Below are 22,219 nucleotides of genomic sequence, written 5' to 3' on the forward strand. Positions count from 1 at the left end.
TGTTTAAACCTCTTCTGCTTCCATAGAAGCCGAAATGCTTCTTTTTAGCTCACTCATATCTTCTTCAACATTTAAGATTAACCGGACTAATTTCTTAGAGCCTTGCTGCTTTGCTATTAATTGAATCGCTTCCTCGACACATTCCTCAATGTTTACTATGCTTTGATCTAATTGAGTTTCCAAAGTTTCGAGCAATTCATCCATCACTCGATAGCGGTCATCATCCTCAACTGAATGGCTGGTTTCAACAGTCCCTGCTGCAGCTGCTTGTTGGTGAAGCGTGTCGCTCTCTGGCCAACTATCATCCAAAGAATCGTCCTCTTGTTCATCAAATTCAGCCTGTGAGGCTTCTTCATAATCTTCGTCATCCTCGTAATCATCATCAAGATCTTCCCAACGCAGTTCTTTTATCCTCGCTTCATCTGAAGGCAGAAGCCCTACAGCATCAGAACCGAATGGGTATTCTACCTCTAACCCCCGGCTTTCCGGGAAAAGCGTATCCGCAAAGTCACTCACCCCTTTTTTACTCCACTTCCCACTAAAAGCAGTTAAGCGGCTTAAAGAAAACCCAGACCATAATTGCCCTTCCTGGTATAGGACTAGCAGCTCATCCCCTTCAAAATTCTCCGGATTAGGGATAGTAAAAATCTCAAGCTTCATATGCTGTGGAATCGTTTTGTTCTCCTGAGCATAGACGAACCATCTTTTTAACGCTTCTGGATCATTCGCATCAAGGTTTTCCGCTTTTTCCCAGACCGAAGAATTGTCATGCCTAATTTCTTCGTTCAACTCCAAACATAGCCAAGCTTCTGTTATAGCTGTCAATTGACCTGTCATTTTTATTCACCTCTGACGTTTAATAGGGTATTTTCTGAGATAAGTTGAATAATAGCTTGCTTTTCTCCTCATTCACTAGCTTGTCTATATTAGCTAGTTCAGCACTCCAGGCTTCGAAATAACCCCTCATTGCCTGGGGCATTTGTTCATTCATCCAATTTCTGTACATGTTTTCAGCATTCCTTACTGCGCTCTTGGCTTCCTTTTCCTCTTTTGCTCCCCCAGTCAAAAGCAGTGAAGCATATTCAAAAGCAATTCCAAGTCCGATTGACCGGATTGTAAGGCGGTTTTTATCGGAGTTGCATATCATAATCGCCTTTTGATAATATGGCTTCGCAGCATTAAAAGACTTTGAACAGGCTAAGTAAGTACCAATTTTCCAGTTAATAATCTGTTTTGGATGAAAAGATTCATCAGATAGTAAAAATTCGTGCTTATCAATTCCCCGTTTTATCAATGCTCGGAACATCGGATCTCCATAGGAACTATCTTTAGATAGGGCGGCCTGAGCCATCAAGCGGACGTAATGCATAATCCCGAACATAAAATCAGCTTTAGGCTCGGTCTCTATAGAGGCTAACAAAGTTTCAAAAGGTGCCTCTCCTCCAAGACTAAAGGAGCGGCTGAGCCAAAAATAAGATTCTTTAAAGTTCCCAGAATCACATTCAATTTGTGCCCGATATTGAAACTGCCTTCTTTGGTCATGCGAGTCTGTAAATTCCTTAATAGCTTGATTTGAATCTTCTCTGGCTTTTAAGTAGAAATCACGATCTTTTCTGGCAGCCATAAAAGACGCTTGCAATTTTGTCCCAAGAATTTTCCCCTTCAACTCTGAGCGCATTTCTTTTTCAAAATAATTGATGTCTCCTGCTAGAGGCAGAATCGACAATACCTCTCCCAGAAAGCCCTCTAATTTGTCCATATTATGTAAAACCTGATCATAATCATATTGGTTTAAATCGTGGATTGCTTCACGAATCATAAAATCAATAATAAAGTTAACGTTCTCCCAGGATTGTCCTGAATTTTCCAGCTCTTCTTTAATTCTGTTAACCTGCTGATCTGCCAAGTTCATATAGCCCTGATGGGTTGCGGTGGTAAATAAGCTTAGATAGGTTTCCAGGAAAAATTGGCTGGCATGGATTTTTCCACTTTTCATCCTGGGAATTAATACGTTTGTTACCTTTAGCAGTGTCTCCTGTGCATGTTTAAAATTACGGTCAACATGATTTAAGTTCTGAATATAAGTCGAAAAGATTAATAGCTGGGCTTTTAAAGCATATGAAGGCAGTTTTGCTAATCTTTTTAAAATCAATTCCAGAAATTCAGATTCATAAACCTCGTTACGCTTTTCATATGTTGTATACCGATCAGAAACTGCCCATTCAAATAGGGCTAATCCTGCCATCCCATCTGACAGGTGACGTTTAATCGAAACGGCTGTTTCATGTTCAAACACACTGTAAAGGAAATATGGAGAGAACAACTCTTGAAGTGTATCCTGCTGGTCTCCTGTAAATTTTCGGTCTTTTCTGAAATATGTATGGCATATGGCATCTGCAGCCTTTAAGGGATTATCCCGTCTGGCCGAACCAAGTGTAATCCTCCAGCGCCAATCCTTTGAAGCATGCGAAAGATTTTTCCGGGCAAGCCCAATTGTCAGCTTTTCCTGAAGCCTTGTCTTGTACTCAGCTGGCTCAATCTGTCTTAAATACTTTGAGCCTTCTTCAATTGGGGCCATTCTTAAGGCGGCTGTAATCTCAATCTCGAGGGTTTCATTTTCTGCAGCTAAGGTTTGAAAAAGCTGGATTAAACCCTCAGATAGAATATTCAAATAAGTTGTAGCGCCATCAACAATGCTCATCCGTTCCAGATTCTCGAACATGATAAGCTCCGCTCCCCGTCCCTTGAGAGTTTCTAATAAATCAATAGAAAATGAAGAAAATACCTCTTTACGCAGTTCTGTACTATGAAATTTTCCCGGATCAATTTCGTGCTTATTACACAAACCGACAAAGATTTCACCGATCTGTTTCTCGTCTAGCTTGTCAACAGAAAATAGCACTCCACCTACAACCGAAGGGACTTCTTTCCCAAGCGAATCCTTTAAGAAATCCCCGCTTTCGTCTAGCAACAACCCAAATTTCCCCATAAAATCACCTAAATGTTTAGTTTATAGAAATAATTTACCATATTTTCGACAACTTTTGGTTAAATATTAAGACTTTTGTCACATTTTTTACTATTTTTTAAAAAACCGCCTATGATTATTTGATTTTATTAATAGACCTCAGCTTCCCATTTAATCAACGGAACATATACAACTTATATAGTAAAGAAATAGACTAGAATGTCTATCTTATTAATATTTTATTGAATATTTAAATAATTAAAGATATGATTATCCTGGTTATCTTTAACTAGGAAGGGGATATTGATGAAAAATAGAATAAGAAAAATAGTTGCAGGCTTATTAACATTTTCAATCTTGGCCGCTCCTCCTGCCCAAGCAGGAATTCAACCTGCAGAGGTACAAAAGAAGTCTCTGCCCGCTGACTTTTATACACGCCTTCCCTCTCTTAATCAAAACCCTAATGCTCCTGAACTAGAAAATGTACGAGGATGGACCGCTCCACATCTCTTGGTGGGCGGCAGCGATGCCTACATAAACGGCGAATATTTATATCAAGACTTCCTTAATGATGACCATGGTGCCTCTAATGGTGCCTCGCTCCTTACTTCTCCTGCAAGATATCACTATTCAAGCGGCGGACTTACTTATCCGGCAGATGATGATAGATACGGTAACAACTCTGGGGATCTCTTCGAAATACGGGTGAGATCAGATAAAGAGTTCTTATATTATCGTGTTTCATTTACAACAATGCTCAAAGAAGATGCCAGTGTGGTCACAATCGGAATCGATACAGAAGAAAATAGATCCAATGATATTAACGAATGGCCATATCGAGCAAATTATAATCAGGATCTGGGAATTGATTCCTATATAACAGCCTGGGGATCCGGAGGGGCACTAACAACTGCTGATGGCAGCAAGGACCTGAACCAAACAGGTGGAAGTGTCAATGCGGACCTTACGCGAAATCAAATGGAAATTAAAATTCCTAAAACGCTGTTAAATCCTGAAAGAAAAGTATGGCGGCATTGGGTGGCTACTGGTGCATGGAATGGAACCAGCTGGGCGCAGGTTCTGCCCATTGCAACAAATACACAAATGGGGGGAGGAACCATTGAGACTCCTTCGATTATGAATCTTGCCTTCCGCTTTAATGAACCACTCATCAAAGGAGCAAATGGGACTGAGGCTGTTGGGTCAGGCTTTATGCGAGACCATAGCCAAGCGATGGCCCTGAACAATCGGGATATTGAACCTTTCCACCAAGATATTGATTTTGGCAAACTGAACGAAAGGGTCACTGAAATCATTAATAAACCGGAAAAAGGTGTGATAAACCGTATTTTCGCATCTCGTTACCGGCATGGTGAAGGTGTACAGGACTCGTTTCCAGAATACATGGGTGCTTTACAGCAGTATATGGTCTATATTCCTGAAAATCATAATGAAGCAGCACCAGCACCACTAGCACTTTGGCTGCATTCCCTTAGTTCTGGTGCTAATCAATATGCAGTCGGAAATCCAAACTTACTTAATATACTTGGTGAGAAGCACGGCTTTATTGTAGCGACGGCAATGGCTCGTGGCCATGATGGATGGTATTGGGATTCTGCAGAGCTTGACGTGTTAGAAATGTGGGAGGATATAGCAAACAATTATTTACTGGACCCAGATCGAACTATAATCGGAGGGTATTCGATGGGTGGGTATGCTGCATATAAATTCGGCGCCAGTTTCCCTGACTGGTTTGCACGAGCTATGTCCATTGTAGGACCGGCAGGAGTTACACCTGGAAATCCACCAATAGGTGAGGATCAAGAAAGCACCAGCACCTACCACCTAGTAGAAAACTATCGGAATCTTCCCTTCTATATTCAGCACGGGACGAATGACGAGCTTGTTCCAGTCTTAGGCGTTACTGCTCAATATCAACGGATAAAACAGCTTGGCTATAGAGTAAAATATGCATTGTTTCCCGGACAGGATCATTTCAGCTTTTCTGTACTTGATTCATGGAAGCTGATTGACCAAGAACTAGAGAAGGAAATGATTATTGATTCATCACCAAGACAAGTTACATTTAATTATTTTCCGGCCCATGATAACCCTGAATTTGACATAACACATAATACTGCCTACTGGCTTGACCAGATTGAGCTGGCTGATATCTCAACTGCCCTTCCAATGGGCAAAGCGGATGCTGTATCTCATGCTATTACAAAATCTAACCCACTAATAGTCCCTGTTTATGATACCGGCATTGATGGTACTGCGTATGTTTTGGACGGACAAGAATGGGCTGAAAGCTATCAGCCGCTAATCAAACGAAATCAACTGGATATTAACTTGCAAAATATCAAACAGGTGCGAATTGCCTCCAAGCAGGCAGGTATAAATCCGAATGCATCCACCCTGATTCGCTTTACCAGCGATCAGGCTGCCAAACTTATACTAACTGATTTCAAAAAAATTAAGGCTATATTAATTAATAATACGCCTGTAGAATACACTTACAGAAATTATAAAGAACTGGAAATCCCTCTTCCTGCAGGCTCTCATTCGGTTCAGATCATAGTAAAGTAGCGTCACCCGGGGTAATAATTCCGCGTTAAGATTGTTTGTATGGTTTTGTTCTCGGGATCCATTACCATTTATGTTCAGACTGCTTGCAGTTATAACTGCAGGCAGTTTTTTAGTTCCGTTTTCACATTAACCTATTAAAAGTCCTGATATTACCACCTCTCTTCTCTATCTTTTTTTGGTACAATTTTAAAGTCAAAGAAAGGTAGGGTGATAGAGCTGATGAGAATAAGGTATCTCTTCCTAGCAATGGTAATATCCATCGCCTTTACAGGAGGTTATTTCACAGGTGCAGTATCCGGGAATAATGACTCCTATAAAACTAAAAAAATAGCGCATTCAGCCCAATCGGCTAAAAACCCTGTTCAAAAAACAATTCCAAACTTAAAAGCAGAACCCTCAAAGGTACTGATCGGCTATGTACAGGATTTTCGTAACCCTGCAATTATTGATTATGAAAAATTAACACATGTCATTTTTTCGTTCGCACATCCTGGAAAAGATGGCAGCGTGATTATGAATGATGCTGCAATTAATAATTTAAGGGCAATCATCTTAAATGCCCAGAAATATGACACAAAAGTTATTCTAGCCATTGGAGGATGGTTTCATATTCAAGGCGGGGAATCCTATGATTATTTCAGAACCGCTATTGCTGACACTAATTCCCGCTCCCGTTTAGTTAAGGAGCTTCTTCATATCGTTGACCGTGAAAAGTTAGACGGTATCGATATTGATTTTGAACATCCTCGTAATCAGGAGGATGCACAAAGTCTCGCAGCCTTTGCAAAGGAATTGAGCGAACAGCTCCACCCTAAAGGCAAGGAACTTTCGATTGCCGTAAATGCCAAGGTTCATAGTGGTACAGGGACAGATATACACTCGGTAGTGTTTGAATCTTCGATGTTCCGCTATGTTGACTATGTCAATATTATGGCGTACGATGGCCATTGGGATGACGGCTACAATGCAGCCAATCTGTCTCCCTTTTCCTATACTGAAAACATTGTAGCCTACTGGACAAGCTTGTTTGAGTCCCTTAATCTTTCAAAAGAGAAACTGGTGCTGGGAGTGCCTTTCTACGCCCAGCCGGAAGATCCTGCCATTAAGCAGGTATCCTACGCAGCTCTCATTGATGAGAATCCAGAAAATGCCGGGCGCGATACGGCTAAAATGAATGGAACCACTTATCATTATAATGGTGATGAAACCATGCAGAGAAAAACGAAGCTGGCACTCGATCACGGGTTAGGCGGCATGATGATTTGGGAAGCCGGACATGACGCTGAAGGTCCATACAGCCTGGCAGGCACCATTTTAGAGGTCATAACGAAGCTTGAAGGGGAAGTCGCCCTTTAATTACGGCAGAAAAATCTATACTCCAAAACAAATAACAACAGGCATTGCCCTTTATACAAAGTGGCAATGCCTGTTTTCTTGCTTAATTCTTTAGCTCTCCGCAAACTTTTCGTACTTCGTTTTGGTATTAAAAACTCGACCTCTAGTTTTGTTACACTATATAATCTATGACAGGAATAATCGGGACAGGACACGGGAAGGGGCTTGGATTGAATCACTGGGGTGGCAGGAATTAGCTACCCTGTTCCGAATACAAGGCTCATTCAGACTGCTCTTCATGTATCAGCACACCTGAGTCGGAATACGAATATCATTCGGACTGTTCTCTATAGATTTGCCTCTTCCGATCCAAATAATTAATAAAAGAACCATGGTCTTAGAGTGGAATGTAACCAATTTTTTCAACAATCTCCTGTCCCTGTGGCCCTGTCATCCAGTTCAAGAATGGGTCGATCGTCGGGTTTGGATTATCTTTAAGAGTAATTGCGTATAGAGAGGCTGTAAAAGGATATTCTTCACTTTTTATGTTCCTTGGACTTGGTTCGATCCCCTCAACCGCTAACAGCTTAATGTTCTCGTTTTCCTGCATTCCTGTAGCGAAAAACCGGAACGAAAACCCAATCGAATTTTTGTAATTACGGTAATCAGCAACCTGTTCAATGATACCCCCCATCCCTGCAGGAACCTCTTCCTTTAGAGGTGCTGCTATTGGAGTATCTCCCATAATTTTCTCGAGCAGAGTCTGGCTCCCTGAATTTTTCGGGCGTTGAAAAGCAAGAATATTCTGATCTGCTCCGCCAATCTCGGACCAGTTTTTTATTTTGTCCGAATAGATTGCCTGTATCTCAGATACTTTCAAGCTAGCAATATTATTTTGCGGATTGATGAAAAAAACAAACGCTTCTTTTCCAATTGGAGTCATTACAAGTTCTTTGCCTTGAAACTCGGCCATTTGCCGCTGTTCTGCTGATGGTTCCGCCCCAAAATAAATATCCGCGTCTCCTGTAAGCAGTCTTTCATAAGCATAGATTGTATTCGTAAAGCTAACGACCTCTTTTTGTTCCATCATTACATCGCCTACATTTTCATATACAGCATTTGCAAACGCAGAGTATACGGGAAAAGCGGCCTCCGCTCCGTCCAATACAGGCATTTCACTGGCATGTGCAATTGTAAAGCTGGGCGGCTCGCTAAGCTTTGGCAGTTTATTTGCAGGATTAATAACTTCATAAGGAGTTAAGTCCGTACTGGAATAGCCACCGCCGTACGCAAAACCATAAGAAGGCAAAACGGTTTTCGCCCTATTCCATTTAACAGCTGCTCCTGTCCCTACGGCTAAACAGAAAACAGCTGCAATCACGATCAGTTGTTTAAATTTTAGAACTGGAAATTCCTTTCGTTTTAAAAATAAGATTGCTCCCCCCAGCAAAAAGGAAAGCTCGTACGCAAACGGAGCCCATAAAAATAATCTCCCATCTCCCATTAAGCTTGCGATCATATAAATGGGAGCATAAGGAAGGTGGAAGATCCCATAAAAAAGCCAAACATCATCCCCATTAAATCCTCCGCTAACAACTGTAAATACAGCCCATAGAACTGCTGTGTAAACTAATGGCAGGCTTAAGAACATACCTAAACTTTTCCCGGAGCTCCTCTTCGAAGCTCTTTTATAGCCGACCACTAGCCCCCCAACAGATAGGGTAATAACTGAAGCAAGAAGGATGTCATGAAAGCCAGCACTAATGATAATAAACGTTCCTAAAGCTAATATAAACGGAATAACGACAAAGAATAATATCCACTGCCATGTTAGTTTTCCCATATTCGCATCTTCCCCTTTTGTTATATTTAGTGTAATTTTACACTTTTATACTAAGAATAACAATGTCTATTTCAAAAATTCAAAAAAGAATTCTCCGCCCGAGCAGAGAATTCTCAAAGTGATTCATTTTTAATTTTTGATCTCCCGATACTTGCCTTCAAAGAAAAGCAATGGCTCGCCTTCCTGAACGATGATTTCATGCACTTCTCCAATAAACAGAGTATGATCTCCTGCGACATGCTTACTATGAACTGTACACAAAATGTTGGCTAAAGCCTGCCTAATAATTGGAATTCCATTTATCCTGACAAACTCAACATCACGCTTTTCTTTTATTTGCCCTGCAAAATACATGGAATATTCCTTCTGGTCTGCTGACAATATATTGACAGCAAACTTCCCTGTTTTCTTTATTTTATCAAGCATCCTGGCTTTCTCTCCGATTGAAACCAGAACCAATTTTGGATCGAGAGAAACAGACATAAATGCATTAGCTGTCATTCCATGTATTTCTCCGTCTTCAAGTGTGGTAATGATCGTAATTCCTGTGGCAAACTTACCCATTGCCTCTCTGAACACCCTATCATCCATCCAACTATACCTCCTCCAAATTCATATCGAACCGTGTTGTTAACCATCTAAACATTAAGTAGTAACTGGGTAATACATTGTGTTCATCTTGCTTAAATTCCATTGTAAAAAAATCATTTTCATACTATTCTACAAATTGAAAGGCCCAAATAGTACTAATAATGAAGGAGGATTCTTATGAAGAAGAAAGTCGCAGCGCTTGTTTTTATTGGTCTATTAGGCATGTCAGGCTCAGCATTCGCGGACTCGTATGAAATTCCAAACATAGGCAAACTGACAGTTGATCAGCAGGAAAATGGAGTATTCGTTCAAGCAGAGGATACGAGCGGATATCTTAATATTAAGTTAAGCTTTTTTGGCCAGTAATAAATTAGAACAGCGGCCCGAACAAAAAAATGGCACCTTCCTAAGAAGGTGCTTTAAAGACAATTGCTATTACTGTTCCGTGTCCTCTTCTTCTTCATCCATTACTTCTTCAAAAGCCGTTGAAACCTTTTCAAATTCTTCATCAGTCTCAATTGCAGCAAGATCTCCCTCATCGTCAACCTTTAAAAAGAAAATATCAATATCGCCTTCCTCTGCTTCCTGTAAATCTTCAACAAAAGAAACTGCTAAATAATCTGTGCCGTCAATTCCAAGTGTCGCAATTACTTCAACTTCTTGGTCCTGATTTTCCTCATCTGTAATAATAAATGTTTCGCCTACTTCAACTTTATCCATAATTATTCTCCTCTCAACTGGTAATAAGTCCTTTTTTAGTAAGGACTTCTATTCATTATTTTCCCACAGAGCACACATTTGATGCTCAGTATTTTTAAAATAACGCGAAGTCCCTTAAAAGTTCAAAAATTCAACCGGCTGTCTAGCTTAGTCAAGCGCTAGCGGCTAAACAATATTATCACTGTTTTCATCAAACAGCTAACAACTTTTATTTTGGACGCTCAATTTCAAACACTTCCCCAATTTTCCCGTAATAATTACCAGCTAAACGGCTAACTGCATTTAAGGAATTATGATCAATCTTTCCATTCTCATACAACTCCTGGCTAACGTGAAAATAAACAACTTTTCCAATGATAAGGTCAGTAGATGGAACTTCCTGTCCCCCTAGTTCCAATGCCGTTTCTAGCACACATTCCATTCTAATTTTGGACTCTCTTATCCCCTGAACACCAATACTTTTGCTCTCTATAGGAGTCAAGCCGGCCCATTCAACCTCACTTTGTTCTGAGGGGAGGCTTGCAGACGTAGCATTTATTTTCGTCACATTTTGCTCATCGACCATATGGACAACAAATTCCTTTCGGTCAATAATGTTTCGGGCTGTATCTTTTCGCATACCGTTGTTTCGCTGAATCGACAGCGAAATCATTGGCGGGTTAGAGGAGACGATATTAAAATAACTAAAAGGGGCCCCATTTAATACACCGCTTTGCGTTTCTGTTGTTACAAATCCAATGGGCCGCGGGATAATGCTGCCGATCATTAACTTATAATTTTCTCTTTCACTATTTCCAGATGGGTCAATTGCTAGCATTGAAATCCCTCCTGTTTAGTTTTATTTCTTCACTTTAATTGGAATTAAGCTATTTTCAATCTGAGCTCGATTAAATTCATATCGTGAGGGAAGCTTCAGCTCAGTTCCCAGTTTGTCTGCAGGCTCGTCGATAGCAAAACCGGGAGGGTCTGTGGCAATTTCAAAAAGGATCTCTCCATGCTCCCGAAAATAGATAGCATTAAAATAATTTCGATCCTGTACGGATGTGACCCTGTATCCTTGACTACTAATGAATTCCTGCCAGTCCAGCTGATCTTGATTGTCACTGGCGCGCCAGGCGATGTGATGGACCGTTCCCACACCCATTTTGCCGCGTCCGATCGATGTTAATTGCAGATCGATCACATTTCCTATTTCGCCAGATGAACGGAACCGAATAAAGTCATCCTCTACCCCTACCCTTTCGAATCCCATTACCTTTTCAATCAGTTCAGCCGTTTTGTCCGGTTGGGCTGACAATAGCGTAGCCCCTGCGAATCCTTTAATCGCCACCTCTGGAGTAAGTTCACCAAATGCCCATGTGTTTTTGTCCCCTTCGTCTCTTTCGACAATCTCGAGATGAAGACCATGAGGATCATCAAATACAAGGTAACCTTCTCCAAAACGCTCTTGTTTTTTATAAGGAATCGTAAAATTATCCAGCCTCATTTCCCAAAACTCCAAGGATCCTTTTGGAACAGCATAGGCGGTTACACCCACCTGTCCGTCGCCAACTTTCCCCTTGTAAGCGTTTGGCCATGGAAAAAAAGTAATTATGGTTCCGGGTTTCCCTTGTGTGTCCCCAAAGTAAAGATGGTAAGTTCCTGGATCATCAAAATTCACGGTTTGTTTGACTAATCGCAGCCCAAGTACTCCTGAATAAAAGTCTACATTTTCCTGAGGGTGTCCAACAATCGCCGTAATATGGTGAATTCCCATTATTTTTTTATGCAAGTCTTTCTCTCCTTTACCTATTATCATCATAGTATTTGCACTTAACCACTTTTTTTATAGACTTATAACAGCCAACTATCTCCACTTAAGTCTTTTACGTTTATTATCTCGAATTCGAGATAATTTTATCTTAGTTAAGATTAACGTGTCAAGGAATGCCCTACATTAGACAAACTTTTTTGTGAAAAATGTTGACCCCTTTGGAACAAGCAACAAACCAGCTTGTTCCTGAAAAAATTATTCTCTTAGCAGTTTCCTTATCAGCCCCGCCACACCCTTAATGTGAAGCCGACTGCTTTGCTTCGACAAGCGCTGGATGGCTTAAAGGTAAAGTCGTTCTTTGACTCCATACCAAGGCAGGCATCTACCTGAAAATGGCATTTATACAAAACACTCATGGAAGCTAGCTCTTGAGAAAACCGGCTAGAGGTTGGAGCTAGAAGGTGGTCGCTGTTTCAAATTTATACGCTTACCTTATAAAAAAAGACTGTAGAAGCTCAATTTACATCGAGTTTGTCTACAGTCTGAAAACTCCCAGCTGAACACTGGGTGCTTTACTTCCAACATTTATTGCTGTTCCATTACCTTGATAAATTCACGCAGGTAGTCAGGAAGATCTGGTGGGCGTCTGCTTGATACGAGGTGTCCGTCTACGACAACCGCTTCGTCCAGCCAGATAGCCCCAGCGTTTTCCATATCGTCTTTTATTCCAGGTGTGCTTGTTACCTGTTTTCCTTGTAAAATCTTTGCTGAAATCAATACCCATCCTGCATGGCAGATCTGGCCGATCGGCTTCTTGTTGTCTTCCATATGCTGAACAAGCGATAATACTTCAGGAAAGCGGCGGATTTTATCAGGTGCCCATCCGCCAGGTACAAGAATGGCATCATAATCCTCACCCTTAATATCGCTATATGAATAATCGGACACAGCAGGAACACCATATTTCCCAATATATTTTTCGTTTGCGTTTTCACCAGCAAGGTGGACAATGGCTCCTTCTTCCCGTAAACGAAGAATTGGATACCATAATTCTAAATCTTCAAAATCATGATGTACAAGACTGATAACCTTCATATCTTTTAACCGCATACAAACCCAACCTTTCTTTACTCTCTTACTGACCATTCCCTTGAATACTCTATCCTAACCTTGGTAGCATCATCTTCCAGCTTAAAGCTATTCCGACTTGATCATTCTTTGATTTTAAGTCCCAGCAGCATGGCAAATCCAATTGCTTGCTCTGGAGACACTTCACAGCCATCCAGATTCGCAAGAGCTACATTAATTCGTTCAAAGGTACAAGTACTAATATCGACTCCTTTCAACTGCGTTTGAGTAAAGTCGATGTCATTAATATCGCACTGATGAAGCTTTACTTTGCTAAGTTTACAGTCCGAAAAGTTAGCACTCTGTAATGATGTCTGATCAAATATCACTTGTTTTAACCGGGCTTCCACAAAGTCACTTAAATTAGCAATACAATTTTCAAAAGAAACATTCCCAAGGTTAGCTTCCGAGAAATCTAAACCCATTAATTTGCATTCTTTAAAAGTGACCCTGTGAATGTTGCCTTCACTGAAACTGGCATTAGACAGATCGCAATATTCAAAAACAACATCCGTCATATCAACTCTTTTAAAAGAAGCATTTAGGAACGTAACGTTTTTAAAGATTACCTGTGATAGAACGGCATGATAGACTTCCTCATTATCTGCTCTATTATTAACAATCATACAGGTACCAAGATAAGGATCTTCATCATAATATATATCTTGAAAATTTGCAGGTTCTAATCCTGCTGGGATTTTCGGAGGTTCAATTTTAAATTTTTGTGACAATATATACACCACCATCAATTAATAGATCATAGGAAACTATACCATAAAAGAAATTTATAGTAAGTCTATGATTTTTTTTGAAGTTATGTACAACAACATTGATATAAGCTGAGTCAAAGAATAAAGGGATGAACCTTATAGGTTTCATCCCTTTATTTATTTAATGCATGCAGATTACCTATAAAGAATTAACATCTATTGGCTGAACCATAACTCTCCAGCCAAATGGATCTTGCTTTGTGCCTTTTTGGATCCCGGTTAGCGTCTCATACAAATCTTTTGATAAAACACCAGTTACACCATTGTTAACAGTAATTTTCTTATCCTGCCAGAAGAATTCCCCGATTGGAGAGATAACAGCTGCAGTACCTGTTCCAAAGGCTTCCTCCAATAGGCCGTCCTTATGGGCCTGATAAATTTCATCCATTGATATCTGCCGCTCAACAACAGGAATGTTCCAGTGATTAAGAAGTTCAATGATTGACTTTCTCGTAATTCCTTCTAAAATACTTCCATTTAGTTCTGGTGTTACCACTTCTCCGTTAATCTTGAAAAAGACATTCATGCTGCCTACTTCTTCAATATAACGATTTTCTTTGCCATCAAGCCATAACACCTGGGAATAGCCTGCCGCTCCTGCCACTTCCTGAGCTTTCAGGCTGCCAGCATAATTACCGCCTGTTTTAGCATTTCCAGTCCCGCCTTTAACGGCACGAACAAACTCGTTTTGCACAGCTATTTTAACAGGATTGATGCCTTCCTTGTAATAAGCTCCTACAGGAGACAAAATGATCATAAATTGATATGTTTTTGATGGGGCAACACCTAAATATGGCTCTGTTGCAACAATAAACGGACGGATATAAAGAGATGTACCCTCAATATTTGGAATCCAGTCACGATCGATCACAATCAGCTGCTTTAAAGCGTCCAAGGCCAACTCCTCATCAAATTGGGGGATGCACAACCGAGTGTTTGAACGGTTTAGACGTTTCATATTTTGATCTGGACGGAATAATAAAATTTCCTCTTCGTCGGTAAGATACGCTTTCAGTCCTTCAAAAACGGTTTGCCCATAATGAAAAACCATTGCTGAAGGGTCCAGCATAATCGGCTGGTACGGGACAATTCTTGGATCATGCCAGCCAATTCCTTCTGTGTAGTCCCATACAAACATATGGTCCGTGAAATTTTTTCCGAATTCAAGCCGATCAAATGCCGGTTTAGGTTTTCTTGTTGAGGCTAACTGGATGTCAATTTTATGTTGTGTCATTTTTATCTCCCTGCCTATCCCTTTAATATTAGAATCTATTGTCTAACCTGGCCATTTCCATAAATGAAAAACTTACTGGAAGTAAGGGCCTGTAACCCCATTGGTCCTCTAGCATGAAGCTTTTGGGTACTAATCCCAATTTCAGCCCCATAACCAAATTCAAACCCATCTGTAAACCGGGTGGAAGCGTTGTGATAAACAGCAGCCGCATCTACCTTCGTTAAAAAGCTGTTGGCATTATTCAGATTGTTCGTGATAATTGCTTCTGAATGTTTTGTTCCATATTTGTTAATATGCATAATGGCTTCATTAACATCTGATACTAGTTTAACACTTACTGTTAAACCAAGGTATTCTGTAGACCAATCTTCTTCAGAAGCAAGTTTCGACGGTTGGAACATCTCACAAACCTTTTGATCGCCATAGATTTCTACTCCATTTTGGTGAAGTAGCTCCAATAATCTTATCCCATGCTCTTTTGCCCATTTTTCATGAATCAAAATGGATTCAATTGCATTACATACCGACGGTCTCTGTGTCTTTGCGTTTAAGGCGATTTGCTCAGCCATACTTTGGCCAGCCGTTTCATCAATAAAAATGTGGCAGTTTCCTGCTCCCGTTTCCAGCACAGGAACCGTGCTCTCACGGACAACTGTATCAATCAGATTCTTGCCGCCCCTAGGGATCAATACATCAAGGTATTCATTGAGGCTGAAAAGTTCCTTGGCTGTTTCCCGGCTAGTATCTTCAATGAGCTGCACTGCATCGGCCGGCAGCACACTGTTTTCCAGTGCTGCATGAATGCTTTTTACAAGAGCAATGTTTGAATAACGGGCAGAGGAGCTCCCTCTTAAAATAACAGCATTCCCAGTTTTTAAAGAGAGCGTTGCGGCATCAATGGTAACATTCGGCCTTGCCTCATAAATCATGCCAATAACACCGATTGGCACCCGGTTCTTTTTAATCAGCAATCCGTTTTCTTTTTGGATCGTTTCAAGTGTCTCCCCAATTGGGTCATCTAGCTCAATTAACAGCTTGATCGCTTCGGACATATCCACAATCCGCTTTTCATTTATCATAATTCGGTCAAGGATGCTTTCTGATAACCCTTTCTCCTTGCCGTCCTGTAAATCCCGTTCGTTTTCTGCCAGAATATAAGCTTGGTCATATACCAGCTGATCTGCAATTAAACGTAAAGCTTTGTTTTTATCACCGGTTGTAACACCAACTAATTGGTGGCTGGCCTTTTTGGCTAGTAGGCCTTTTTCCTTGACTTCGCTCATCTCTATACCCCCTGACTTTATATTTTCACCCATTTATCACGGTGGATTACTTCAACCGAAGGCACCTTAGATAGTTCCTTTCTCATTATGAATTGTTTTAATTCATCTGAAGAACAGGTGACCTCCCCTTTACCAAGCAAACCTTTATGACCAAATACTTCGACGACATCCCCTTTTAAAAAGGTGCCTTTCACCTCGTATACGCCTGTAGGCAAAAGACTCCTCCCATTAAATAACACAGCCTTTTCAGCACCTTCATCAATATACAATTTCCCGGCCGGTTCAGAATGGAATGCAATCCACTGCCTGCTCGTGTTGATGGACCCAAGTTCATTATGGCCTATGTAAGTTCCATCTCCATTTCCATCGATAATGTTAATTAATTTTTCAGGCCCGCTTCCTTTTCCTATAAAAACGGGGACACCGAGCGATAATGCTGTTTTGGCAGCAATGAGCTTGGATTTCATTCCACCCGTTCCTACCTTAGAGCCAGATCCTTCAGCACCTCTTAGCATTTCTTCTGTAATTTCTTCAAGTCGATCCAGCTTCACTGCAGCAGGATTCACGCGAGGATCAGCATTATAAAGGCCATTGATATCTGTTAAGATGATGAGCTGGTCGGCGTGGATCAGTCCGCTTACAAGCGCTGAAAGCATATCATTATCTCCGAAGGTTAATTCTTCTACAGATACAGTATCATTTTCATTGATAATAGGAAGAATTCGCCGTTCTAACAGTTCCATTAATGTTGCATATGCATTTTTATATCTGTCACGATTGGAAAAGTCACTTCTTGTCAGCAGGATTTGTGCAGGGACGATCCCGTATTCTCTGAACTGTTCTGTATAAGATTGGATTAACAGGCTTTGGCCTACTGCAGCTGCTGCCTGTTTACCCTTTAATGTAATCGGTCTGGATGGATAGCCTAATCCGGCAAACCCGGCCGCTACTGCCCCTGAGGACACGAGGAGAACTTCATGACCTTGTTTCCTGAGAGCCGCAACAGCCTGAATATGGTCCTGAAACTTCTCAAGGTCAATTACGCCTTTATCATTTGTTAAAGAGCTGCTGCCAATTTTAACAATTATCCTTTTTTTAGCCATTTTTGAATCTCCTATCAATGTTCCATACTCGCTCATATATAAAAAGCCCATTCATCCCATAATTTTAAGGACGAAAGGGCTTCGCTTCCGTGGTACCACCATAATTGGATGAAAAAACCATCCCACTCTCCCTTTTAACGCAAGGTAGACGCCCATGTTTTCCCCACGGGACTCGGGAGGAAGGTTCAGCGGCTTTCCGTGGCGAGATCTTCCAGCTTTAAATCCCGCTCTCTAGCACAGTCTTTCCGCTTACTGGCCCTCCGTTATCATTCACTAAGTTTTTATAATATTATGACCACGTATCGAAAAAAAGTCAAGATGAGATTTCTGTTCCTTATGAAAATCTTTTCTAAAATAGCAGGCAGATCTTGTTACAAAATCTAAGCTCTTTATAAAGTATCCAGGTAACCCGAGCAGTTTAATGGATTGTACCTTTATAAATGGTTAAAATAGAATAAAATTCAAGGGAGGTTTCTCTATGACCAAGCAACTTAAGGAGAACGATTTCGATGTTGCTGTTAAACAATCAGAAATACCTGTAGTCTTAAAATTCACCGCTGATTGGTGACCAGGATGTGTACAACTGGGTCCAGTTGTTAGTGAAGTATCCAGCCAGTTATCAGATCAAGTTACCTTTTATGATGTTGATGTTGATCAATCACCAAACCTTGCCAGACAGTTTGGCGTTATGAGCATTCCAACCATGATTTTATTCAAGAATGGTGAAGAAGTCGACCGCGCAGTTGGGTTTGCCCCAGAAGAAGCAGTTACTGAATTTGCAGCACAATAAATCTAGAAATCAGGCGGGCCAGTATAAGCTCGTCTTTTTTTATTTCACCAAAGGACCCTTTTCATTAATTAACACCATCGTAACGAACAGTCCGTTGAAGTACTCGCGTTTTTCAGCTAGCAGGAACCCGCTCTCCTGAACAAGTCGGACAGTCTCTCGATCGAGGCAGCATCCATCACAAATTCTGCTCCAATAGGGAGTTAATCTGTCCTGTAATTTAGCTAATAAAGGCTGCTTCATTTTCACATGCTCGAACAACAAGATCTTTCCCCCTGGTTTACACACGCGTTTCATTTCCTGAAAAGCTGAGGAAACGTCAGGAATAGTACAGTAAACCAGCGTGCCAACAACTGTATCAAAAGCATCATCGGCAAAGGGCAAAGCTTCTGCACCTGCTTCGAAAATCTCAATCGGAACCTTCGCTTGCTCCCTTTTAGGCAATGAACCCTCTATCATATAAGGACTTGGTTCAATTGCTTTTACCGTGACATGCCGGTACAGAGGAAAATTCACGCCTGTCCCCGAACCCAATTCAAGCACATTGCCCTCGGCCTTTTCAATCAATTGTTTTCGAATCGATTTAAACCTTCCCCGTTCAAGCGGGTTCATAAACCGGTCGTACCATTTTGCAAACGACTTCCCCACGTGCTTCACTCCAATTTGATGAACAATCCACGTTCAGTTCAAAGGGGCACATTAAATGCCCCTTATGTTCTCTATTCTACCACCTTGCAGTCAGCATTTTCCTCCTTGTGTAAAACTCGACTCCGTCTGGACCATTCGCATGCAGGTCACCGTAGAAGGAGTTTTTCCATCCCGAAAACGGGAAGAAAGCCATCGGAGCAGGTACACCGATATTAACACCAAGCATACCAACCTCAATATTTTCTCTGAAATATCGGACATGGCTGCCATTCTGGGTAAACAGGCAAGCGCCATTTCCAAAGTCAGATTGGTTGGTCAGCTCAATTGCCTCTTCCAGGCTGTCCACTCGTACAATGGATAATACTGGAGCAAAAATTTCTTCCTTCCATATTCTCATTGATGGCTGAACTTTATCAAAGATTGTAGGTCCGATAAAATAGCCCTCTTGTTTATAGCTTTCATCCTCACGGCCATCTCTGACCAGCACTGCTCCTTCATCAATCCCAACTTCAATATAATCAGCGGTTCTTTCTTTATGCTCTTTACGGATGACGGGGCCTAGAAAGACACCTTCATCAAGGCCATTGCCCATTTTAATCTCATCCGCTTTCTCAGAAAGCTTTTGAAGAAGTGGTTCTGCCACGTCGCCAACCGCTACAACGACTGAACAGGCCATGCACCTTTCTCCTGCTGAACCATAGGATGCAGCGATTATTTCTTTCACAGCTGCGTCTAACTCTGCATCAGGCATGACAATTGAGTGGTTCTTAGCCCCAGCTAACGCCTGAACCCGCTTGCCGTTGGAAGCTGCCGTTTTGTACACATATTCTGCAACAGGTTGTGAACCAACAAACGAAATGGCTGGAACATTTTTATGTTCCAGTAGTGAGTTAACCACTTCATGAGCGCCATGCACAATATTCAAAACACCCTCAGGAAGTCCTGCTTCTGTAAACAGCTCTGCCAATCGGTTGGCCAGAAGGGGCGTTCGCTCTGACGGCTTTAAAATAAAAGTGTTGCCGACTGCAATTGCTAGCGGGAACATCCAACAGGGCACCATCATTGGAAAATTAAACGGCGTAATCCCTCCGACAACACCAACCGGATAGCGGTACATACCTGATTCAATATTGGTGGCAATATCAGGCAGCTGCCTGCCCATCATTAATGATGGTGCTCCGGCTGCAAATTCGACACATTCAATTCCCCGCTGTACCTCCCCGTAAGCTTCGCTATAGCTTTTACCATTTTCCAGCGTAATTAATTTTGCCAGCTCATCCCAATTGTCAACTAACAGCTGCTGGTATTTAAACAAAACGCGGGCACGCTTGGGAACAGGAGTTTTACTCCATAGTTTAAAAGCTGCTTGTGCTGATTTAACAGCATCATTTACATCCTCTATTGTCGAAATAGGCACTTCCGCCAACGCTTCTCCAGTCGCTGGATTTGGTACAATCTCATATTTTTCAGTTTTAGCGTCAACCCATTTACCGTTTATGTAGTTTTTTAGTAATTTTACATATGTTGTTTTCATTATATAGTCTCCTTTAAAAAACATGGATATAAAGATTAGCTTTATAGCAGTCGCTTAGATTGCCGTCCCTGACTCTGTCAGGCTATAACTGTAGCAATACCGGTAGAGGTCCTCGATCTCCTGTTTGGAGGGAACGCGAGGATTGTTAGCAGGACTTCCGCTTGCAAGGGCATCTGCAGCCATTTTACTGATTGCTTTTTCAAATTCAGTTTTATCGATTCCCCAGTTTTGCAGGTTAGGAATCTTTAATTTATTGCACAGATTTTTAACGGCTTTAACCGCTAAATCAGCAGCCGCTGGATTAGATAGGTGCCCAGCGTTAGGATCAAAAATCCTCCCCAGATCTGCAAGGCGATCTACACATTCATTCTTGCTGAATTCCAGTACGGCTGGCAGCAACATGGCATTTGAGTAGCCATGCGGCACATGAAAGAGTGCGCCTATCGGGCGGGACATACCATGAACAAGGCATACTGAAGCATTTGTAAATGCCATTCCTGCTTGCAGCGAGCCAAGGCACATGGCTTCTCTAGCACCTACATTTCCACCATCTTCGTAAGAGTTTACTAGATTGTTTACGATTAGCTTCATTGCAGATAAAGCTAGCGTATCGGTCATTGGATGGGCTTTTTTCGAAAGATAAGCCTCAACTGCGTGGCTTAAAGCGTCCACTCCAGTGGCAGCTGTCACATGCTCTGGTGAGGAAATGGCCAATAATGGATCTACGATCGCAGCTGCAGGCATAAAAGCCGGCTGTTTAATCATCATTTTCACATGGCTGTCTGTGTTCGTAATGATCGTTGCATCAGTGGCTTCCGAACCAGTACCTGCCGTGGTGGGAATTGCAATATGGGGTACAGGTGTTTGAGACGCAACTTTAAGGGATCCAATGTAATCTCCAATATAACCGCCATTTGCTGCTAAAACGCTTACCGCTTTAGCTGTGTCAATACAGCTTCCGCCGCCAAGTGAGATAATCAAGTCACAGCTCTCTTTCTGAAAAAGGTCTAAAGCCTCAGCAACATAAAGATCCGTCGGTTCAGAGTCCACACCAAGGTACTGCGAGCTTTCTACCCCCTCCTGTTTGAGCAAAGCTGTACACTTACCAACATTGCCGAGCCGCTCCATTATTTTATCACTGATAATCAGAGCTTTTTTTCCAGCTAAACCTGCTTCTTTGCCAACCTTATCAAACGAATTCCGTCCATATATAATAGTCTGCGGCGTTCTAAAAAAAGCGTAGCTATCCACTTTAATTCCTCCATTCCTTTACGTGCAGCAAGAAATATTCTCAGAGGTTACATTACTATCTAAATAGTAACATTTTTCAGTATATTTTATCGACCTTTTCTTATTTCATTTTAATATTAATTCACGCAATCTATCAAAACAATGGGATTAGTTGCATAAGCAAAAGTAGTCTATGGAATCACCCTCAGCATGTGTACTTCAAACATCACTCGGGTAAAAGACCTCAATAGAAGGCAAACGATAAAATTTGATGCTATTTGTTCGCCTGAATTATACCAGCTAACACGCTTAGGTTGTTATGCGTCATCACTTAACGGCAAGGTGATCTGCCAAGAAAAATTCTGCATCATTAATGCCTTCCTCGTTCTTGAGTTCATTTCTGTAAGCTGAAAAAAAGGATGCTCACGATGAAACTGATAAAATGGTCCTATACAAAACGATATCATATAAAAGCATTATTTGAGGAATTTCCAAACTCACCCGTAATTTTCCGAGAGATTTTAGGCTATTACTTTATTTATACAGTGCACTGGTCTCCACAAGATCCGGTAGTGAGTAAAGTATGCTTGGAGAAAATGGAGGTGGCCCTTAATAAAGACCTTGGCTCACTATTTGAATATGAAAACAGGCGTCAGGCTAAAGATTGAGAGCACAACCATTTCTTGTGCAATAAGTCTAGCCT

Annotated in this window: 20 protein-coding genes; 5 read left to right on the forward strand and 15 right to left on the reverse strand. The window is 41.3% G+C overall.

Going from position 1 to position 22,219, the window contains the following annotated elements; genetic code table 11:
- Positions 1-3: 3 nt before the first annotated feature.
- Positions 4-837, reverse strand: a complete 834-nt coding sequence (locus tag HRJ06_RS13770) for a hypothetical protein (RefSeq protein WP_174733512.1) — start codon at positions 835-837, stop codon at positions 4-6.
- Positions 838-856: 19 nt separating this feature from the next.
- Positions 857-2,989 (reverse strand): hypothetical protein, encoded by a 2,133-nt coding sequence (locus HRJ06_RS13775; protein WP_174733513.1) that lies wholly within the window; start codon positions 2,987-2,989, stop codon positions 857-859.
- A 285-nt stretch (positions 2,990-3,274) separates the two neighbouring features.
- Between HRJ06_RS13775 and HRJ06_RS13780 the strand changes: the two genes are divergently transcribed.
- Together HRJ06_RS13780 and HRJ06_RS13785 are read left to right on the forward strand one after the other, a co-directional pair.
- Entirely contained in the window at positions 3,275-5,557 is a 2,283-nt protein-coding gene (locus tag HRJ06_RS13780; RefSeq protein ID WP_174733514.1) for a carboxylesterase family protein, read from the forward strand.
- Between the two features lie 219 nt (positions 5,558-5,776).
- Positions 5,777-6,913: a glycosyl hydrolase family 18 protein gene (locus HRJ06_RS13785; protein ID WP_174733515.1), complete on the forward strand. Its 1,137-nt coding sequence runs from the start codon at positions 5,777-5,779 to the stop codon at positions 6,911-6,913.
- A gap of 376 nt (positions 6,914-7,289) precedes the next feature.
- Here the strand turns inward: HRJ06_RS13785 and HRJ06_RS13790 are convergent, their stop codons facing one another.
- On the reverse strand, positions 7,290-8,735 hold the full coding sequence (locus tag HRJ06_RS13790) for a PstS family phosphate ABC transporter substrate-binding protein (RefSeq protein ID WP_174733516.1): 1,446 nt from the start codon (positions 8,733-8,735) through the stop codon (positions 7,290-7,292).
- Positions 8,736-8,864: 129 nt separating this feature from the next.
- On the reverse strand, positions 8,865-9,326 hold the full coding sequence (locus tag HRJ06_RS13795) for a flavin reductase family protein (RefSeq protein WP_174733517.1): 462 nt from the start codon (positions 9,324-9,326) through the stop codon (positions 8,865-8,867).
- A 177-nt stretch (positions 9,327-9,503) separates the two neighbouring features.
- Here HRJ06_RS13795 and HRJ06_RS13800 point away from each other — a divergent pair, with 177 nt between their 5' ends.
- Positions 9,504-9,692, forward strand: coding sequence for a hypothetical protein (locus HRJ06_RS13800; RefSeq protein ID WP_174733518.1), 189 nt, complete (start codon positions 9,504-9,506; stop codon positions 9,690-9,692).
- A gap of 69 nt (positions 9,693-9,761) precedes the next feature.
- Here HRJ06_RS13800 and HRJ06_RS13805 read toward each other — a convergent pair whose 3' ends face one another.
- From HRJ06_RS13805 to proB, 8 genes are all read right to left on the reverse strand, one after another.
- Entirely contained in the window at positions 9,762-10,046 is a 285-nt protein-coding gene (locus HRJ06_RS13805; protein ID WP_174733519.1) for a DUF1292 domain-containing protein, read from the reverse strand.
- Between the two features lie 208 nt (positions 10,047-10,254).
- Positions 10,255-10,863: a flavin reductase family protein gene (locus HRJ06_RS13810; RefSeq protein ID WP_174733520.1), complete on the reverse strand. Its 609-nt coding sequence runs from the start codon at positions 10,861-10,863 to the stop codon at positions 10,255-10,257.
- A 21-nt stretch (positions 10,864-10,884) separates the two neighbouring features.
- The gene (locus tag HRJ06_RS13815) at positions 10,885-11,817 is read right to left on the reverse strand and encodes a ring-cleaving dioxygenase (RefSeq protein ID WP_174733521.1); all 933 of its coding nucleotides are present in this window, start codon (positions 11,815-11,817) and stop codon (positions 10,885-10,887) included.
- Between the two features lie 567 nt (positions 11,818-12,384).
- On the reverse strand, positions 12,385-12,909 hold the full coding sequence (locus HRJ06_RS13820) for a type 1 glutamine amidotransferase domain-containing protein (RefSeq protein ID WP_174733522.1): 525 nt from the start codon (positions 12,907-12,909) through the stop codon (positions 12,385-12,387).
- A gap of 101 nt (positions 12,910-13,010) precedes the next feature.
- A complete protein-coding gene (locus HRJ06_RS13825; protein ID WP_174733523.1) occupies positions 13,011-13,658 on the reverse strand; it encodes a pentapeptide repeat-containing protein in 648 nt (215 codons plus the stop codon).
- 178 nt (positions 13,659-13,836) lie between these two features.
- Positions 13,837-14,931, reverse strand: coding sequence for a branched-chain amino acid aminotransferase (locus HRJ06_RS13830; RefSeq protein ID WP_174733524.1), 1,095 nt, complete (start codon positions 14,929-14,931; stop codon positions 13,837-13,839).
- Between the two features lie 35 nt (positions 14,932-14,966).
- The gene (locus tag HRJ06_RS13835; protein WP_174733525.1) at positions 14,967-16,214 is read right to left on the reverse strand and encodes a glutamate-5-semialdehyde dehydrogenase; all 1,248 of its coding nucleotides are present in this window, start codon (positions 16,212-16,214) and stop codon (positions 14,967-14,969) included.
- A 17-nt stretch (positions 16,215-16,231) separates the two neighbouring features.
- On the reverse strand, positions 16,232-17,317 hold the full coding sequence (gene proB / locus HRJ06_RS13840; RefSeq protein WP_174733526.1) for a glutamate 5-kinase: 1,086 nt from the start codon (positions 17,315-17,317) through the stop codon (positions 16,232-16,234).
- 583 nt (positions 17,318-17,900) lie between these two features.
- Between proB and HRJ06_RS13845 the strand changes: the two genes are divergently transcribed.
- Entirely contained in the window at positions 17,901-18,107 is a 207-nt protein-coding gene (locus tag HRJ06_RS13845; protein ID WP_242035253.1) for a thioredoxin family protein, read from the forward strand.
- A gap of 39 nt (positions 18,108-18,146) precedes the next feature.
- On the opposite strand, the gene HRJ06_RS13850 is transcribed toward HRJ06_RS13845, so the two are convergent.
- The 3 genes from HRJ06_RS13850 to HRJ06_RS13860 all read right to left on the reverse strand — a co-directional run bounded on the left by HRJ06_RS13850 (position 18,147) and on the right by HRJ06_RS13860 (position 21,537).
- A complete protein-coding gene (locus HRJ06_RS13850; protein WP_174733528.1) occupies positions 18,147-18,752 on the reverse strand; it encodes a methyltransferase domain-containing protein in 606 nt (201 codons plus the stop codon).
- Between the two features lie 76 nt (positions 18,753-18,828).
- Complete coding sequence (locus tag HRJ06_RS13855; RefSeq protein ID WP_174733529.1) at positions 18,829-20,286, reverse strand: CoA-acylating methylmalonate-semialdehyde dehydrogenase; 1,458 nt, start codon at positions 20,284-20,286, stop codon at positions 18,829-18,831.
- A gap of 54 nt (positions 20,287-20,340) precedes the next feature.
- Complete coding sequence (locus tag HRJ06_RS13860; protein ID WP_174733530.1) at positions 20,341-21,537, reverse strand: iron-containing alcohol dehydrogenase; 1,197 nt, start codon at positions 21,535-21,537, stop codon at positions 20,341-20,343.
- Between the two features lie 407 nt (positions 21,538-21,944).
- Between HRJ06_RS13860 and HRJ06_RS13865 the strand changes: the two genes are divergently transcribed.
- Positions 21,945-22,184, forward strand: coding sequence for a hypothetical protein (locus tag HRJ06_RS13865; protein WP_174733531.1), 240 nt, complete (start codon positions 21,945-21,947; stop codon positions 22,182-22,184).
- The last annotated feature ends 35 nt before the right edge of the window (positions 22,185-22,219 follow it).

The organism is Mesobacillus harenae, from assembly GCF_013343715.1.
GTDB classification, from domain to species: Bacteria; Bacillota; Bacilli; order Bacillales; family Cytobacillaceae; genus Mesobacillus_A; species Mesobacillus_A harenae.

What these genes read in the sequence shown, in the direction of transcription:
- HRJ06_RS13770 (WP_174733512.1), bottom strand. Translation starts at nt 837, where the DNA reads ATGACAGGTCAATTGACAGCTATAACAGAAGCTTGGCTATGTTTGGAG.
- HRJ06_RS13775 (WP_174733513.1), bottom strand. Translation starts at nt 2,989, where the DNA reads ATGGGGAAATTTGGGTTGTTGCTAGACGAAAGCGGGGATTTCTTAAAG.
- HRJ06_RS13780 (WP_174733514.1), top strand. Translation starts at nt 3,275, where the DNA reads ATGAAAAATAGAATAAGAAAAATAGTTGCAGGCTTATTAACATTTTCA.
- HRJ06_RS13785 (WP_174733515.1), top strand. Translation starts at nt 5,777, where the DNA reads ATGAGAATAAGGTATCTCTTCCTAGCAATGGTAATATCCATCGCCTTT.
- HRJ06_RS13790 (WP_174733516.1), bottom strand. Translation starts at nt 8,735, where the DNA reads ATGGGAAAACTAACATGGCAGTGGATATTATTCTTTGTCGTTATTCCG.
- HRJ06_RS13795 (WP_174733517.1), bottom strand. Translation starts at nt 9,326, where the DNA reads ATGGATGATAGGGTGTTCAGAGAGGCAATGGGTAAGTTTGCCACAGGA.
- HRJ06_RS13800 (WP_174733518.1), top strand. Translation starts at nt 9,504, where the DNA reads ATGAAGAAGAAAGTCGCAGCGCTTGTTTTTATTGGTCTATTAGGCATG.
- HRJ06_RS13805 (WP_174733519.1), bottom strand. Translation starts at nt 10,046, where the DNA reads ATGGATAAAGTTGAAGTAGGCGAAACATTTATTATTACAGATGAGGAA.
- HRJ06_RS13810 (WP_174733520.1), bottom strand. Translation starts at nt 10,863, where the DNA reads ATGCTAGCAATTGACCCATCTGGAAATAGTGAAAGAGAAAATTATAAG.
- HRJ06_RS13820 (WP_174733522.1), bottom strand. Translation starts at nt 12,909, where the DNA reads ATGCGGTTAAAAGATATGAAGGTTATCAGTCTTGTACATCATGATTTT.
- HRJ06_RS13830 (WP_174733524.1), bottom strand. Translation starts at nt 14,931, where the DNA reads ATGACACAACATAAAATTGACATCCAGTTAGCCTCAACAAGAAAACCT.
- HRJ06_RS13835 (WP_174733525.1), bottom strand. Translation starts at nt 16,214, where the DNA reads ATGAGCGAAGTCAAGGAAAAAGGCCTACTAGCCAAAAAGGCCAGCCAC.
- proB (WP_174733526.1), bottom strand. Translation starts at nt 17,317, where the DNA reads ATGGCTAAAAAAAGGATAATTGTTAAAATTGGCAGCAGCTCTTTAACA.
- HRJ06_RS13855 (WP_174733529.1), bottom strand. Translation starts at nt 20,286, where the DNA reads ATGAAAACAACATATGTAAAATTACTAAAAAACTACATAAACGGTAAA.
- HRJ06_RS13865 (WP_174733531.1), top strand. Translation starts at nt 21,945, where the DNA reads ATGAAACTGATAAAATGGTCCTATACAAAACGATATCATATAAAAGCA.